Source organism: Paraburkholderia sp. BR10954 (genome assembly GCF_040965775.1).
Classification (GTDB): Bacteria; Pseudomonadota; Gammaproteobacteria; order Burkholderiales; family Burkholderiaceae; genus Paraburkholderia; species Paraburkholderia youngii.
Genome location: NZ_JBFRCK010000002.1, coordinates 1 through 15,475 on the forward strand (window position 1 = coordinate 1; position 15,475 = coordinate 15,475).

Here is a 15,475-nt window from a genome sequence, read left to right on the forward strand (position 1 = left end):
ACCCATCCAGACCTCGACAGAATTTGCAGGAAACTACCCATAATCTGCCAGGTTCCTGCAAATGCATCAACAACTTTCCGCTTCAAACCCTTGCTGCAAAAGGCTCTCCGGATTGTTCAGGTTCGACTCAGTAAGCCTGAGTGCTAATCACTCACTGGGTCAACTCCGCTGCATCCCCGTCGTGACAAAAAAAGCGGGGGACACCAATCATGCGTCCCCCGCCCTCCGGTTGTGTCACCGACAAACGCTACATCAATCGCGCAACATCACCGCCGTCATCCGCGGCATCAACAGATGAATGATGCCCAGTGCAACCAGATACGCCGATGCGCCGACCGTAAACAGCGCCCAATAATTCCCAGTGCGCTGCAAGGTCTCGCCGATCACGCCGGAGAAGAAGAACGAACCGACCATCCCCGCCACGCCGCCGATACCGACCACCGTGCCGACCACCCGCTTCGGAAACACGTCGCCGACCGTCGTGACGAGATTCGCCGACCAGCCCTGGTGCGCCGCTGCCGCGAGACCAACGGCGAGCACCGCCCACCACAGGCTCTGGAATGCCGACAACGTTGCGATCGGCACCACGCACAATGCACAGATGAGCATCGTGAGCTTGCGCGCGAAATTCGGCCGGTTGGTGCGCGCCATCAAACGCGACGACAGCCAGCCACCCGCCACGCTGCCGATCGATGACATCGTGTAGATTGCGATCAGCGGCAGACCCATGTGGGCGATGTCGATATGGCGCGACTCATTGAGCCACTTGGGCAGCCAGAACAGATAGAACCACCACACCGGATCGGTCAGCAGCTTGCCGAAGACGAACGCCCACGTTTCGCGGTACTTGAGCACCGACAACCAGCTGACTTTCTGCTCGACGACTTCTTCGCGGTCCGCATTGATGTAGGCGAGTTCTTCCTTCGACACCGACGGATGCTCCGAAGGCTGCCGATAAACCAGCCACCACACCGCCAGCCAGACGAACCCGGTCGCACCGCCCGCGATGAACGTCGCGCGCCAGCCCCACATCACCGCGGCGATCGGCACGAAGGCCGGCGCCACGATGCCTCCGATCGTCGCGCCCATGTTCCAGAAGCCCGTCGCAAGCGCGCGTTCCTTCTTGGGAAACCACGTGGCGGTAGTGCGGATCGCAACCGGAAAATTGGCCGCTTCGCCGAAGCCGAGCAGACCGCGTACGGCCGCGAAACCCGGCACGGTCGATGCAACCGCGTGCAGCATCGCCGCGAGACTCCACAGCGCCATCGCGCTGCCGTAGACCTTCTTCGTGCTGACGCGATCGGCGATGCGGCCGAAGATCGCGAGACCCACCGCATAGGCGACCGTAAACACCATCACGGTCTGCGCATACTGCACCTGGTTCCAACCGATATCTTTTTGCAGCAGCGGCGCGAGCAGCCCGAGCATCTGACGATCCATGTAGTTGATCGTCGTCGCCGCGAAGATCATCGCGCAGATGGTCCATCGGTATCGTCCGACGGCCGTCCGTGCGGCGGCCGTCGTAGCTTCTAGTGTTTTCATCGAGTCTCCTGAAGGTTTCTGAAAATGTGTCTATATGGTGGTTCGATACGGTCAATGCGCTGAGGCCGGCAATCCTTCGCGCGGGCTCATGCGCGAGAAGAACACGACCCCGGCGGCAATCACCGACATCACCGCGAGTCCAGTGAGGCCGCCCTCGATCGAGCCGGTCTTCTGTTCGAGGAAGCCGAAGGTCGCCGGCGCCACGAAGCCGCCGAGATTGCCGATCGAGTTGATCAGCGCAAGCACCGCGGCGGAAATCCGCGCGTCGAGATAGCCCTGCGGGATCACCCAGAACAGCGACGAGGCCGCCTTGAAGCCGATCGCAGCAAAGCAGATCGCGACGAACGAGAACACCGGGCCGCCCTGGCCAGCCGCATACATGCCGAGCGCGGCGATCAGCAGCACACACGCGACCCACGCCTGCTGGAACTTGAAGCGCGCCGCGAGCATCGCGAACAGATACATCGCCGCGATCGAGATCAGCCACGGAATCGAGTTGAACAGGCCGACCTGGAAGTCGTTGAAATGGCCCATCTTGTGGATGATGCTGGGCAGCCAGAAAGTCGCACCGTAGATGGTCAGCGATACCGCGAAGTAGATCAGGCAAAAGATCAGGATTTGCGGATCGCGCAGCAGGGTTCCGAGCGACGGCTTGACCGGGTGCGCGGCGGCGCGCTGGCGTTGCTCTTCGTCGATCGCATCCAGCACCGCGTCCTGCTCGGCGCGGGTGAGCCAAGCGGCGTCGCGCGGCTTCGAGTCGAGCCACAGCAGGATGAAGCCCGCGAGCACGACCGAGAACATGCCTTCGATGATGAACATCCACTGCCAGCCACGCAGCCCCGCGCCTTCGATCAGCATCAGCCCGCCGGAGATCGGCCCGGACAGCACCGACGCGAGCGCCGAGCCGCTCAGGAAGATCGCCATCGCCTTGCCGCGCTCGTTGCTCGGCAGCCATTGCGTGAAGTAGTAGATGACGCCGGGAAAGAAGCCCGCTTCGGCCGCGCCGAGCAGCAGCCGCATCGCGTAGAACGACGTTTCGCCGCGCACGAATGCCATGCCGGCCGCGGCCAGCCCCCACGTGAGCATGATGCGCGCGAGCCACAGCTTCGCGCCGTAGCGCTGCAGCAGGATGTTCGACGGCACTTCGAAGATTGCGTAGCTGATGAAGAAGAGCCCCGCGCCGAGCCCGTAGGCCGCCGCGCCGATGCCCAGATCGGCGCTCAGATGCTGGCGCACGAAGCCGATGTTCACGCGGTCGATGTAGTTGACGATGAACATCACGACGAACAGCGGCAGCACGCGCCACTTGATCTTGTGCACCGCGCTCGCCAGCGCGCCGGCGCGCTCGGGCCGCGACGTGTCGGCAATCGGGCTACTCATGGGGTTGTCTCCTTCGATGGCGACGCGCATTGCGCGTCGCGGGCCTCGTAGGCGCGGATTTGGAAGCGAGAATTAAAAGCGCGGATTCTTGCCGGTGAAGCCCGGTTCGTACTTGCGCATCTGCGAGAGGTCATCGCGATTGCGCACGCCGCACGACAGATACTGCGCATGCAGTTCGGCGAGCCGCTCGCGGTCGAGCTCGACGCCGAGGCCCGGCGTGGTGGGCACACGCACCGCGCCGTTGTCGAACGTGACACGGCCGCCCTTGATGACTTCTTCCTCCTGCCACGGGTAGTGCGTGTCGCACGCATAGGTCAGGTTGGGGATGCTGGCCGCGACGTGCGTCATCGCCATCAAGCTGATGCCGAGGTGCGAGTTCGAGTGCATCGACATGCCGAGATCCCACAGCTTGCACATGCGCGCGAGCGTCTGGGTCGCGCGCAGGCCGCCCCAGTAATGGTGATCCGACAGCAGGACCTTGACCGAACCCATCTCGGCGCCGCGGCGGAAATCTTCCATCGTCGTGATGACCATGTTGGTCGCGAGCGGCAGGCGCGTGTGCTTCGCCAGTTCGGCCATGCCTTCGAGACTCGGGCACGGGTCTTCGTAGTACTCGAGCAGTTCGTCGAGTTCAGGGGCGGCGGCGATGCTCGTTTCCAGCGTCCAGTTCGCGTTCGGGTCGAGGCGCAGCGGCACGCCGGGGAACGCCTGATGCAGCGCGCGCATGCACGCGATTTCGTGTGCCGGCTCGAACACGCCGCCCTTCAGCTTGATGCTCTGGAAACCATACAGCTCGATCATCCGACGCGCCTGCGCGACGATCTGCTCGGGGCTCAGGCCTTCGCCCCAGGCATCGGGCGCATAGGGCTTGTCGATGTGCTCCGCGTACTTGAAGAACAGATAGGCGCTGTACGGCACGGCGTCGCGCACCTTGCCGCCAAGCAGATCGACGATCGGCGCGCCGACGATTTGCCCTTGCAGGTCGAGCATCGCGACTTCGAGCGTGCTGATGACTTTCGGCGCGTTCTTCGCCGCGTGCGAGCCGGGCGCAAGTTCGAATTCGACCGCGCCCGGGGTCGCCTTGATCGTGCCCCGCACGCGTTCTTCCATGCGATTGAGGTCGAACGGCGACAGCCCGATCACCAGCGACTTCGCCTGTTCCAGCACACGCAGCATCGGTTCGTCGCCATAGGTCTCGGAGATGCCGACGCGGCCGTCGCTCGTCTCCAGTTCGACGATGGCGCGCAGCGCCCAGGGTTCGTGGATTCCGGCGGCGTTGAGTAGCGGGCCGTCGCGGAAGGCGATCGGGGTGATGCGCACCTGGGTGATGGTGATGTCGCGAGTCATGATGTCAATCGGCATAAGTTGAGCTTGATGGGCCGGATAGTAAAGCACTAATATATTAGTGCGTTAGTGGGGTAAACTCTCATGCCTACTGCGCGGCGAATTCCGCTTGCAAGCCCGCTCGAAGCGGCGAGCGTCGGCTATAGTACTAGTGCCTCAGCGGAGCGCCCCGTCGGTCCGCCTGCTTCCAAGCTTCAATTTCAACCATGAAAAACCACGCTCACTCGTCGACGGTCACCCGGCTCGACCGCTCCCGCCACGCCGCGCCGCAAGTCTTCGAACGACTGCGCGAAATGATCCTTTCTCTCGAATTGACGCCGGGCACGGTGCTGTCGCGCACCGAGCTCGCGAACCGCTACGGGCTCAGCCAGACGCCGGTGCGCGACGCGCTGATGAAGCTCGGCGAGGAAGGACTCGTCGATATCTATCCGCAGCACGCGACGGTCGTTAGTCAGATCAAAGTGACCTCCGCGCTGCAGGCGCATTTCCTGCGCCGCTCGATCGAACTCGAAGTAGTGCGCACGCTCGCGGAGCAGCGCAACGCCACGCTGATCGCGGAACTGCGCGTCACGATCGCCCGGCAAACAGAATTGCTCGACCTGAAGAACTACGAGGAGTTCTCGCTGCTCGATCAGGCGTTTCATCGGCAGATGTACGAGGCGGCGGGCGTGCCGCAGCTGTGGGACCTGGTGCGCAGGCTGAGCGGGCATATCGACCGGCTGCGGCGCCTGAATCTGCCGGCGGAGGGCAAGACGATGGCGGTCGTGCGCGATCATACGGAGATCGTCGACGCGATCGACAAAGGCGATGTCGAGGCCGCGCAGGCTGCGCTACGCAAGCATCTGTCGGGGACGCTGAGTCAGATCGATCAGATTCGCACGAGTCATCCGAACTTTTTGGCGGACGAGTGAGCGTTCGCTGAATCGCTGGCTACGGCTGGATCACGGTCATTCTGAATGGACCGCCGTTTGCGGCCGCGTGGGACACCGCTTCATTGGCGCGATCGAGCGGGAATGTCTTGACGTCGAAATGGCGGAGATCGAGCAGCCCCGAGCGAATCAGGCCCGTCATCAGCGTCACGGCTTCCGTCGGATACATCCATTTGCCGCGCACGGTGATGTCGTGGCGCATGAGCCACGGATATGGCAGATCGAGCCCAGCATCGTCCAGCATGCCCACGCCACCCATCAAAATGACGCGGCCGTACGGCCCCACGGCCCTCATCGCGGCACGCACGGCTGTGACGGGCGCCGAGGGTGGCAGTAGATCGATGACACAATCGATCGGACAAGGAGCCGCCTGTTGCATCCGTTCGCGATCCGCCTGTTCATCGCCTGAAAGTCTGACCGGGCGCACACGCGCGCCGAAGCGCTGTTTCAGATCGTCGAGTGCTTCCGCATTGCGTCCCGGCGCGACCACGCAGCGCGCTCCCATCGCGAGGGCGACAGCCACGCAGGCGCTGCCGAAGTTGCCGGTGGCCCCGCTGACGAGCAGCGTTTCGCCAGCCCGCAGCGCGGCCGCAAGCAGCCCGCCATAAGGCACGAGCATCACGTTGAGCGCACACCAGCGCGCCGCCTCGTCAGGATCGATGTCGCCGATACGAACCGCGTTCTCGGTCGGCACACGCACCTGTTCGGCGAACGGGCCGTCGTGAAAGTACCGTTGCAGTCGCAAGCCCCCGTCTCCACGCGAACTCCAGCCCTGCAGCGCTACATCGGGCATCAACGCGTCGTCGCGCGAGCGTACGGTCGGATCGCAGAACACCCAGTCGCCCACCTTCAGACGAGTCGCATCGGGACCGCTCGCTCTTACACGACCGATCGCGCCGCAACCGGGCACGATCGGCAGCTCGAGCGGATAGCGGCGCTGCCCGTTGAACACTTCATTCGTGTATGACAGCACCGGCGCGGCGGCGACATCCACGATCACCTCGCCCGTGCCGATTTCCGGATCGGGCATTTGCGTAATCGCGAGCGGTCGCTCAAGCGAATTCAGGATTGCAGCTTTCATCGTCGTTCTCCGTCAAGGGTGGTCTGACGAGGTCATTCTGGCGAACCTAGAATAGGCAACAAGGCCTGGTACTATCCCAGGATTCATCGATACCTCCTTGCGAGGACGAACATGCCGGCATCGAGACGGAGTGAGTTTGGCGATTTTCTGCGTTCGCGCCGGGAGAAGCTGAGCCCGGCATCGGGGCGGCTCGGGAGCGGCCGGCGCCGTCGTACGCCGGGTCTGCGGCGGGAAGAAGTTGCCGAACTGGCCGGCATCGGTGTGGACTGGTATGTGCGGCTGGAGCAGGGGCGAACGGTCAGCCCCTCCGATGCCACCCTCGACGCGCTTGCTCGCGCCCTGCGGCTTGGCAAAGCAGAAGCCGCGCATCTGCGGGCGCTCGCGCGCAGCAACGATCAGCGGACGTTTGCTGCCGAGAAAGTGCCGCCGGCAATCGCGCGCATCGTTTCAGACCTCGGCCTGCCGGCATACGTGACCGGCAGGCGGTGGGACATCCTGGCGTGGAACCGGGCGGCCGCCGAACTACTCGGATTCGATCGGCTGACCGAGGCGGACCGCAATATCCTCGTTTTCATGTTCATCGACCCGGAAGCGCGACGGCTATTCGGACCCGCGTGGGAAGACGAAGCGCGCCGCATGATCGCGCTCTTTCGCGCAACGCATGATCTCTTCGCCACCGATCCATCGTTCGTCCAGCTAGTGGAGCGCCTGCGTTCGTCGAGTGCGGAGTTCGCTAGCTGGTGGATCGCGCATGACGTCCGTGGCGGCGCGTCCGGCGAGAAAGTACTCGCGCATCCTCAGCGTGGTATCCAACGTTACCAATACGCTACGTTTCAGGCGAACGACGACCCGTCGCTGAAACTCTCGATCTACACACCCGTTTGAGCTTCGCCCGCCTGACAAAGCCATCGCGACGGCCCTAGGACCTTGGTCCGATTGACGCGACTCCCACGCGTGGCACCCTTGTACAAAGCCGGAATACTCACATGCAACCTGTCAGGGAGGCCGCCATGTTTTCATGGAGCCGGCAGTTCGCGCTCGCGGTCATCGCCGTGTCCGCGATGGCTTGCGCGGGAAGCGCCTGGGCAACTGAACAGGCTCAGCAACGTCGTGCTGGACGCGACGTGCGCCAGGAGACACGCCAGGGTGCCCGTCATACGAAGCAGGAGTGCAGAGCCGCGGATCAGAAGAGCAATTCGCAATGCCGGCAGGACAAGCGGCAAACCAAGCAGGGCGGCCGTCAGGCGGCCAGGAATATCAAGTATTGAGCGTTTGAGTTCGCGTGCGCCGGCTGGGCACTGAACCAGCGACAGCATGGGAAGGCAGACACCACGTCCACCACATCAAGCGGGGGAGCCGATGCGAGCCTGGCGATATGTAGCGCTTTGCACCTTGCCGTTCATGATCGTCGGCTGTAACACGCCTCCGATCGCACCGGGCAAGCCGGTCGATATCCCGACTGCCCTCGAGCAGGTTCTCCAGGGCCTGTGCAATTTCCGCAAAGATCAGGCTGGCCGCAAGCAGGACTTGGGCGCCGCAATCGACTCGATCACCGTGGAGCTCGACCTGACCGTCGACGGTGCGAGAAATCCGCCAGTGGCGGTCGCGCCGGATATCCAGTTCATTCCGACCGTTAGCTACGGTCAGATCATGACGGCAAACCGGGGCAGCAGACTCGTGCTGACGCTGAAAAACACTGGCAGCGGCACCCATGGCGGCGATTGCGATGTGACTGCGCCAGTCAAGTAGAGGTCAGACAGCTGGGGCACTTCGCCGCATTGACCCGCACAGCTCGCCCCAGCATTGCACTTCAACCTTGGGCGATGCTCTCCCACGCGCCCGACTGAGCCGAGCGGAACACGGCATCGATCACCCGCATATTTGCGCGCGCATCTTCCAGCGGAATAGCTTGCGGGCCTCCACTCAGGATCGCCTCCGCGAACGTGGTGGCGGCTACGCCGTATTGATCGCACACCGGAACTTCCAGCCAGCGCTCAGTCGCGACACCGTCGCTATTGTGCTCACTGATTAGCAGACGCGTCGGTCGATCGTGTGGCGCATTGAACGGAATTTCGACTTCGATTCTCCCCTTGGTGCCGTGAAATTGCATCCGCTGGTACGGATAGGTCTGAGTCGAGTAAAAGAAACTCGCCTGCACGCCATCGAAGTCCATCAGCACGGAGCCGAGCCGGTCTACCTTGAAGGCAGGATCCTGTTCCACCAGCGCTACTACGCGCCGTGGCTCGCGCCCGATCGTGAAGCGCGACGTCGTGATCGGATAGCAACCAATATCGAGCAGACCGCCGCCGCCTAGCTCGCTCTTATTGCGGATATTGTCTTCGTTCGTGTTGTGATAGGTGAAACCGCCGGTCACTGCCCGCAATTCGCCGATCGCGCCTTCGTCGATCAGGGTCCGCACCTTCAACCATTGCGGATGCGTGCGAACCATGAAGGCTTCCTGGATGTATCGGCCGCTCTTGTCGCGCGCGGCGATCAGCCGTTCGACCTGTTGCGCGTCCAGGCTGATCGGCTTCTCACACAGCACGTGCTTGCCCGCCTCGACCGCTTTGATCGTCCATTCCACGTGGAGATGATTGGGCAATGGAATATAGACCGCGTCGATTTCCGGGTCCGCGAGCAGCGCCTCGTAACCGTCGTATGCGACAGCCAGACCATATTTGGCCGCGGCTTCCCGCGCCTTCTCCAGAGAGCGCGACGCGATGCCTTTCACCCGGCACTTCGGCGCGTTGTGCATGGGCACGACCACTTTGTCGTTGATCTTTGCGGCGCCCAAAATTCCCCAGACTACTTGATCCTTTGCCATGACATCCCTTTTCCGATTGCGTATCCGATGAGTCGAGCAGGCTGAGCATTCGCGTGAGTCGCGTCAAGTCGCGTGAGTCCGCGAACGACCAGGAGCATGCGATCGTATCAGTTTAACCGTGGCTCGTCGTCGCTAGACCTCGGTCCGCTTGAGCAGATAGTCGAGGCCGCCCACCCGATACCATCGGTATCCGAACGGCTCGAGCATCACCGTGTGACGGCCGTCATCGTCAGCGCCGCTGTGGTCGTCGGACAGTAGATTGATCAGCGAATCCCGCCCGGGTTCGTTGGAGCTGAGGCGGAATTCGACGGTGCACGCCTCGGCGCGGAAGTTATGCAGAAACAGCACCGAGTTGTTGCGCCAGTGATAACCGAGCGCGAGCACATCGTTTCGCGAGGTGGGCAGCACTTCGAAGTCCCCCCAGCTGACTTCCGGCACTTCCCGGCGCATGCGAATCATCCGCTCGGTCCAGTTGAGAAACGAATCGGGATCGCGCCGCTGCTTTGCCACGTTGACCCGCTCGAACCCATAAGCCCCGCCGGAGATCGCCGGCACAGGCGGGTTCGAATGGCTCGTGAAGCCGCCTTGCGGCTCGCCCGACCATTGCATCGGCGTGCGCGCACATTGGCGTTCGGGCCGATGCAGATCGTCGCCCATGCCGATTTCATCGCCATACCGGAACACGGGCGTGCCCGGCAAACTCAGCATCAGGCTGTAGGCGAGCTCGAGACGGCGTCTGTCGCCGGACAGCATCGGCGCAAGTCTGCGGCGGATGCCGCGTCCATACAGCTGCATGTCGGGGTCCGGGGCGAAGGCGGCGAACACTGCCTCGCGCTGAGCGGGCGTCAGCCGGCCGAGATCGAGTTCGTCGTGATTGCGCAGAAACACCCCCCATTGCGCAGTCGGCGGCCGTGGTTTCGTCGCAAGCAGCGCGTCCTTCAACGGCTTCGTGTTGCCCGTCGCGAGCGTGTAGAAGGTGTTTTGATTGACGCGAAAGTTGAACATCATCGGCAAGCGCTCGCCCTCGTCGCCGAAATACTGGAGATCCGATTTGGGCAGAACGTTGGCTTCGGCCAGGATGATCGCGTCGCCTTCGCGCCACTGCAGAAACTCGCGAAACGTTCGCAACAAGTCGTACTGCTCGACGGGGCGGCGCACCTTCGGGCCCTTCGTCGCGATGACGAAGGGCACCGCGTCCATGCGGAATCCGGACACGCCGAGCTGAATCCAGAAGCCCATGATCTTCAGTAACTCGGCCTGCACATGCGGATTGGAAGTATTCAGGTCCGGTTGAAAATCGTAGAAGCGATGGAAGTACCAGCGTTTTGCACGCTTGTCGAAACTCCAGGTCGACTTCTGCACGCCCGGAAACGCCACGCCGCGTTGCGCATCGGGCGGTTTGTCGTCCGACCAGACATACCAGTCGCGATATTTCGACTTGGGATCGCTGCGTGCTTCCAGGAACCACGGATGCTGGTCGGACGTGTGATTGACGACGAGATCGATGATCACTCGCAAGCCCCGCTGGGCGCACGCATGCGTGAACTCGGCGAAATCGCCGAGCGTGCCGTACTTCGGATCGACGTTGTAATAGTCGCAAACGTCGTAACCGTTATCGCGTCCTGGCGACGGGTGGAAGGGCATCAGCCAGATCGTCGTCATGCCGAGCCCTTGCAGGTAATCGAGCCTGCGCATCAGCCCCTCGAAGTCGCCGACGCCGTCGCCATTCGCGTCCATGAAGGTGCCTACCGAAAGGCAGTAAATGATCGTGTTCTTGTACCAGAGGTCATTAAGCATAGGTTCCGCGCGGGGGCGCCTAAACTATCGATCGTGAAGAGGAATTGCAATGTCGGAGCTGGCGTGGTGGCAACGCGGTGTGATCTATCAGATCTATCCGCGCTCGTTTCAGGACAGTAACGGCGATGGCATCGGCGATCTGTCCGGCATCAGCGCGCGCCTTGAATACGTCGCGGCGCTAGGCGTCGATGCGGTGTGGATCTCCCCAATCTACCCGTCGCCGATGGCCGACTTTGGCTATGACGTCGCGGACTACTGCAACATCGATCCGATGTTCGGCACTCTGGACGGGTTCAAGCAATTGATGGGCCACGCGCATCGGCTCGGGCTCAAGGTGCTGCTCGATTTCGTGCCGAATCATTCGTCGAACCGGCATCCGTGGTTCGAGCAAAGCCGCTCGTCGCGAGACAATCCGAAACGGGACTGGTATCTGTGGCGCGATCCCGCGCCCGATGGCGGACCGCCGAACAACTGGTTGAGCCGCATGGGCGGCTCGGCGTGGGAGTGGGACGAGGTGACGGGGCAGTACTACTATCACGCGTTTCTGCGCGAGCAGCCTGACCTGAACTGGCGCAACCCCGAAGTGCGCCGCGCGATGGACCAGGTACTGCGGTTCTGGCTCGATCTCGGCGTGGACGGCTTCCGCGTGGACGTGCTGTGGCTGTTGATCAAGGACGCGCAGTTTCGCGACAATCCGCCCAATCCCGGCTATTTGCCCGGCGAGCCGGACCATCATCGACTGTTGCAAACTTACACCGAGGATCAGCCGGAAGTACATGAACTCGTCCGCTCGATGCGAGCCACGCTGGACGAATACGGCGAGCGCGTGCTGATCGGCGAAATCTATCTGACTGTTGCGCAACTGGTGAAGTATTACGGCGTGAAAGGCGAAGGAGCGCATATGCCGTTCAATTTTCAGTTGCTCAGCGCGCGATGGAATGCGGAGAACATCGCCAGCATGATCCGGGATTACGACGTTGCGTTGCCCGAATACGCGTGGCCGAACTGGGTGCTGGGAAACCACGACAATCCGCGCATTGCGTCGCGCGTCGGCGCGGCACAGGCACGTGTGGCCGCTGTGCTGCTGTTGACACTACGAGGCACGCCGACGCTTTACTACGGCGATGAAATCGGCATGACGGACGGCTATATCGCGTCCGATCAGATTCAGGACCCGGCGGAGCTCCGGCAACCGGGCATTTGCCAGGGACGCGATCCCGAGCGCACGCCTATGCAATGGGATGGCTCGCTGCCGAATGCGGGCTTCACGGACGGCAGACCGTGGTTGCCAATTGCGACCGCGACGAGCGTGCGCGAACAGGACGGCGACATGTCGAGCATGTTGTCGCTGTATCGGCGTTTGCTGAGCCTGCGCCGCAGTAGTGCCGCGCTCGTGCGGGGCACGATAGAAAATGTCGTTGCCGACGGCGACGTCCTGACCTATGAGCGGCGCTCCGGCAATCAATGTCTGTTCATCGCGCTGAACATGGGTGCCGAAGCTGCCACCGTGCAATCGCGCGCGGGCATGGTGCTGCTATCGACGGTGACCACGCGCATCGGTGACGCCTTCATCCAGGGCGCCAATTTGCTTGCCGCCAGCGAGGCGGTCATCGTGATCGTTGACTCTCCATCATGAACGGTAGATGACTCACCGGTTCAAAGCGCCACCTGAATGCCAAGTTCAACGACGTCTTCCGCTCGAAGCCCATAGTATTCCGCGCTGGGCATGGAATGAAATGCCATCTGTCCGAACAGCGCCTCGCGCCAGCGCGTCATGCTGCCGTGCGAACGTCCCTTGATGACTTCATCGCGCGGCAGGAAAAACGTGGTGTGCCTGGGATCGTAGTGCCAGCCATCGAACCGACCCGCCAGCGATTCAAGCAGTCGCGGCAGGTTGGGGCGCTCGACGAACCCATGATGCGCAATGATCTCGAAGCATCCGTTGCCGAGGTCTCGCACGTCGATGCGCGTTTCGTCATCGATACGCGGCGCCGACTCCGATATGTTGGCAAAGAAAATCGTCGTCTCGTGCAGCACGCGGTTGTGGCGGATGTTGCTCTTGAATGTCGCCGGTGTCTTGCCCGATGCGTTGCCCGGATAAACCGCCGTGCCCGGCACGCGAGCCGGAGGTTCGGGACCGGCTAGCGCGTCGCGCAGGAACGCGTCGAGCGCATCGGCTTCGTTCGCATGGGTTGCGGCAATCTCGCGTCCGCGATTCCAGGTCGACATCAGCACGAAAAGAATCAGCCCGACGGCGACAGGAAACCAGCCGCCGGAAGCGATTTTCGGCACGTTCGCGGATACCAGCGTCACGTCGACGACGAGCAACGGCGTGCTCACGAGCGCCACGCCGTAGCGGGGCCAATGCCAGACGTTGCGCGACACGCTGATCATCTGGATCGTGGTGATCAGCATCGTCAGCGCGACTGCGATGCCGTACGCCGAAGTCAGGTTCGACGAGCTTCGAAACGCCAGCACGAGAAACAGCACCGCCACGAACAGGATCAGGTTGACGGCGGGCGAATAGACCTGTCCGCGCTGCGCTGTTGACGTTTCGACGACCCGCAGGCGCGGCAGAAAGCCCAGTTCGATCGCCTGACTCGTCATTGAAAATGCGCCTGAAATCACCGCTTGCGAAGCGATGATCGTCGCGAGCATCGCGATGATGACGCTCGGCACGAGCGCCCACGACGGCGCAGCGTGGAAGAACGGCTGGTGAAAAGAGCCGGGCACGAACAACAGGGTTGCTGCCTGCCCGAAGTAGCCGATGATGATCGACGGAAACACGATGGCGAAGAGCGCAATACGGATCGCGCGGCGTCCGAAGTGACCGATGTCGGCATACAGGGCCTCCGCTCCGGTCAGCGCGAGAATCACGGCGGCGAGAATCGTGAATGCGATGCGGGGATGGCCGACCATCAGCGATACGGCCCATCGCGGCGATAGCGCATGCAACACGACGGGATGTTGCGCGACCCGATACAGCCCGACCGAGGCAAGATACAGAAACCACACGGCCATCACGGGACCGAATGCGCGCCCGACCACCGAGCTGCCACGTCGCTGAAACGAAAAGAGCGCGATCAGGATGGCTGCCGCGATCGGCACGACCCATGGATCGAAAGATGGACTGATCTCGCTCAGTCCCTCGACGGCCGACAGCACGGATACGGCCGGCGTTACCATCGAATCGCCATAGAACATCGCGGCGCCGAAGAGTCCCGCGAGCAGCAGCGCACGCGGCACCCCGCGCCCTTCGTCCTCATAGCCCGATCGGACCAGCGCCGTCAGTGCGATGATGCCGCCTTCGCCTTCATTGTCGGCGGCCATCACGTACCACGCGTACTTGAGTATGACGACGATGACGACGGCCCACACGATCATCGACAGCGTGCCCATCACGACCTGCACGTCGATCGAACCGGTTTCGATGGCGGCTTGGCGCAATGCGTAGATGGGACTCGTGCCGATGTCGCCGAATACGACACCCAGTGCGCCTAGCACGAGCGTGCCGCCGCCGCGCTGGCGGCGAGACGACGAATCGTCGCTTTGCTCCCTCTTTTGCTCAGGCATTTTTTTACACGAAGGTTGTGCGATGCCGTACGAGCAATTTGTGGGCCGAAGCGCGATCCGTCGGCCGCGCTCGACCGTCGAAGCCGATCACGCAGTGCTCAGGGGCGCGGCGCTGTCAGTCTCGTCCATCGCCGAAACGGCGCTACGGATGCGCGCGGCAATTCGCGCGTCGAGCGGGGTGTAGACGAGCATGCTCAGCTCTGGCCGGCCATCGACGGCGAACAGCGAATATTCCATTTCGACGGTTCCGAACGCAGGATGCAGCAGGCGCTTAACGTGCTGGGCTTCGCCGTGGCCGAATACCTGGTTTTCGCGCCACATGCGTTCGAAGTCGGGGCTCGCGCGACACAGATCGTCGACCAGATCGCCCACCTCCGAAGCGATCCCCGCGCGTGCAACGTCCGCGCGGAACGTCCCTACGACGGAGCGGGCGACGCTCTCCCAGTCATGCTGTTTTGCGCGGGCGTCGGGATCGCCGAACAGGAAGCGCAGGATGTTGCGCTGGCCCGGCGGCAGCGCGCTGTAGTCGGTCAGCACGACGGCTGCCGCGCGATTCCATGCGACCACGTCCCACGTCGCGGTCTTGATGATCGACGGGCTCGCCTCGAGCGAATTGAGCACGCGCTGCAAGCGCGGGTCCACTGCGTCGGTGGAGCGGTAACGCACTTCCGGGGGGCGCCCGAGGCCCAGCATGAACAGATGTTCGCGTTCCGCGTTGGTCAGCATCAGCGCCGCGCAGATGCGCTCCAGCACCGCGGCGGACGGCGCGCCGCCGCGGCCCTGCTCGAGCCAGGTGTACCAGGTCGAACTGATATTCGCGCGCTGCGCGACTTCTTCCCGGCGCAAGCCGGGCGTACGCCTGCGGCCCGAGAAGCCGAAGCTGGCCGGGTCGAGCCGCGTGCGGCGGCTGCGCAGAAAGTCTCCGAGGGATTGGGCGGTGTTCACTGGACGATTAACCTGTTAGTCGCTTTACCGGGATAAGCTCACTACTTCAATAGCATAGCG

The 15,475-nt window shown here is 62.7% G+C and carries 13 protein-coding genes; 5 read left to right on the forward strand and 8 right to left on the reverse strand.

Annotation, left to right across the window (positions count from 1 at the left end; all coding sequences use genetic code 11):
* Positions 1-252: 252 nt before the first annotated feature.
* From AB4Y34_RS02685 to AB4Y34_RS02695, 3 genes are all read right to left on the reverse strand, one after another.
* Complete coding sequence (locus tag AB4Y34_RS02685) at positions 253-1,542, reverse strand: MFS transporter (RefSeq protein ID WP_176380562.1); 1,290 nt, start codon at positions 1,540-1,542, stop codon at positions 253-255.
* Between the two features lie 51 nt (positions 1,543-1,593).
* The gene (locus AB4Y34_RS02690) at positions 1,594-2,922 is read right to left on the reverse strand and encodes an MFS transporter (RefSeq protein WP_368715178.1); all 1,329 of its coding nucleotides are present in this window, start codon (positions 2,920-2,922) and stop codon (positions 1,594-1,596) included.
* Positions 2,923-2,994: 72 nt separating this feature from the next.
* Positions 2,995-4,269 carry a glucarate dehydratase family protein gene (locus AB4Y34_RS02695; protein ID WP_368715179.1) on the reverse strand — a complete coding sequence of 425 codons (1,275 nt, stop codon included), beginning with the start codon at positions 4,267-4,269 and terminating at the stop codon, positions 2,995-2,997.
* 203 nt (positions 4,270-4,472) lie between these two features.
* Between AB4Y34_RS02695 and AB4Y34_RS02700 the strand changes: the two genes are divergently transcribed.
* Positions 4,473-5,177, forward strand: a complete 705-nt coding sequence (locus AB4Y34_RS02700) for a GntR family transcriptional regulator (protein WP_176123614.1) — start codon at positions 4,473-4,475, stop codon at positions 5,175-5,177.
* A gap of 19 nt (positions 5,178-5,196) precedes the next feature.
* Here AB4Y34_RS02700 and AB4Y34_RS02705 read toward each other — a convergent pair whose 3' ends face one another.
* Entirely contained in the window at positions 5,197-6,276 is a 1,080-nt protein-coding gene (locus AB4Y34_RS02705) for a zinc-binding dehydrogenase (protein WP_368715180.1), read from the reverse strand.
* Positions 6,277-6,387: 111 nt separating this feature from the next.
* On the opposite strand from AB4Y34_RS02705, the gene AB4Y34_RS02710 reads away from it, so the two are divergent.
* From AB4Y34_RS02710 to AB4Y34_RS02720, 3 genes are all read left to right on the forward strand, one after another.
* A complete protein-coding gene (locus AB4Y34_RS02710) occupies positions 6,388-7,161 on the forward strand; it encodes a helix-turn-helix transcriptional regulator (RefSeq protein WP_368715181.1) in 774 nt (257 codons plus the stop codon).
* A gap of 125 nt (positions 7,162-7,286) precedes the next feature.
* Complete coding sequence (locus tag AB4Y34_RS02715) at positions 7,287-7,544, forward strand: hypothetical protein (protein WP_255208872.1); 258 nt, start codon at positions 7,287-7,289, stop codon at positions 7,542-7,544.
* Between the two features lie 133 nt (positions 7,545-7,677).
* Positions 7,678-8,025: a hypothetical protein gene (locus AB4Y34_RS02720; RefSeq protein WP_368715419.1), complete on the forward strand. Its 348-nt coding sequence runs from the start codon at positions 7,678-7,680 to the stop codon at positions 8,023-8,025.
* Positions 8,026-8,086: 61 nt separating this feature from the next.
* Here the strand turns inward: AB4Y34_RS02720 and AB4Y34_RS02725 are convergent, their stop codons facing one another.
* Complete coding sequence (locus AB4Y34_RS02725) at positions 8,087-9,100, reverse strand: Gfo/Idh/MocA family protein (RefSeq protein ID WP_368715182.1); 1,014 nt, start codon at positions 9,098-9,100, stop codon at positions 8,087-8,089.
* Between the two features lie 132 nt (positions 9,101-9,232).
* A complete protein-coding gene (locus tag AB4Y34_RS02730) occupies positions 9,233-10,897 on the reverse strand; it encodes an alpha-amylase family protein (protein ID WP_176380570.1) in 1,665 nt (554 codons plus the stop codon).
* 49 nt (positions 10,898-10,946) lie between these two features.
* On the opposite strand from AB4Y34_RS02730, the gene AB4Y34_RS02735 reads away from it, so the two are divergent.
* The gene (locus AB4Y34_RS02735; RefSeq protein ID WP_176380571.1) at positions 10,947-12,533 is read left to right on the forward strand and encodes an alpha-amylase family glycosyl hydrolase; all 1,587 of its coding nucleotides are present in this window, start codon (positions 10,947-10,949) and stop codon (positions 12,531-12,533) included.
* A gap of 20 nt (positions 12,534-12,553) precedes the next feature.
* Here the strand turns inward: AB4Y34_RS02735 and AB4Y34_RS02740 are convergent, their stop codons facing one another.
* Both AB4Y34_RS02740 and AB4Y34_RS02745 read right to left on the reverse strand, forming a co-directional pair.
* On the reverse strand, positions 12,554-14,470 hold the full coding sequence (locus AB4Y34_RS02740) for a potassium transporter Kup (protein ID WP_368715183.1): 1,917 nt from the start codon (positions 14,468-14,470) through the stop codon (positions 12,554-12,556).
* A gap of 87 nt (positions 14,471-14,557) precedes the next feature.
* Positions 14,558-15,415 (reverse strand): helix-turn-helix transcriptional regulator, encoded by an 858-nt coding sequence (locus AB4Y34_RS02745; RefSeq protein WP_368715184.1) that lies wholly within the window; start codon positions 15,413-15,415, stop codon positions 14,558-14,560.
* Positions 15,416-15,475: the final 60 nt, after the last annotated feature.

Bases quoted from the DNA above. Each gene is read 5' to 3' on its own strand.
- AB4Y34_RS02685 (WP_176380562.1), bottom strand. From the start codon at position 1,542: ATGAAAACACTAGAAGCTACGACGGCCGCCGCACGGACGGCCGTCGGA.
- AB4Y34_RS02690 (WP_368715178.1), bottom strand. From the start codon at position 2,922: ATGAGTAGCCCGATTGCCGACACGTCGCGGCCCGAGCGCGCCGGCGCG.
- AB4Y34_RS02695 (WP_368715179.1), bottom strand. From the start codon at position 4,269: ATGACTCGCGACATCACCATCACCCAGGTGCGCATCACCCCGATCGCC.
- AB4Y34_RS02700 (WP_176123614.1), top strand. From the start codon at position 4,473: ATGAAAAACCACGCTCACTCGTCGACGGTCACCCGGCTCGACCGCTCC.
- AB4Y34_RS02705 (WP_368715180.1), bottom strand. From the start codon at position 6,276: ATGAAAGCTGCAATCCTGAATTCGCTTGAGCGACCGCTCGCGATTACG.
- AB4Y34_RS02710 (WP_368715181.1), top strand. From the start codon at position 6,388: ATGCCGGCATCGAGACGGAGTGAGTTTGGCGATTTTCTGCGTTCGCGC.
- AB4Y34_RS02715 (WP_255208872.1), top strand. From the start codon at position 7,287: ATGTTTTCATGGAGCCGGCAGTTCGCGCTCGCGGTCATCGCCGTGTCC.
- AB4Y34_RS02720 (WP_368715419.1), top strand. From the start codon at position 7,678: ATGATCGTCGGCTGTAACACGCCTCCGATCGCACCGGGCAAGCCGGTC.
- AB4Y34_RS02725 (WP_368715182.1), bottom strand. From the start codon at position 9,100: ATGGCAAAGGATCAAGTAGTCTGGGGAATTTTGGGCGCCGCAAAGATC.
- AB4Y34_RS02730 (WP_176380570.1), bottom strand. From the start codon at position 10,897: ATGCTTAATGACCTCTGGTACAAGAACACGATCATTTACTGCCTTTCG.
- AB4Y34_RS02735 (WP_176380571.1), top strand. From the start codon at position 10,947: ATGTCGGAGCTGGCGTGGTGGCAACGCGGTGTGATCTATCAGATCTAT.
- AB4Y34_RS02740 (WP_368715183.1), bottom strand. From the start codon at position 14,470: ATGCCTGAGCAAAAGAGGGAGCAAAGCGACGATTCGTCGTCTCGCCGC.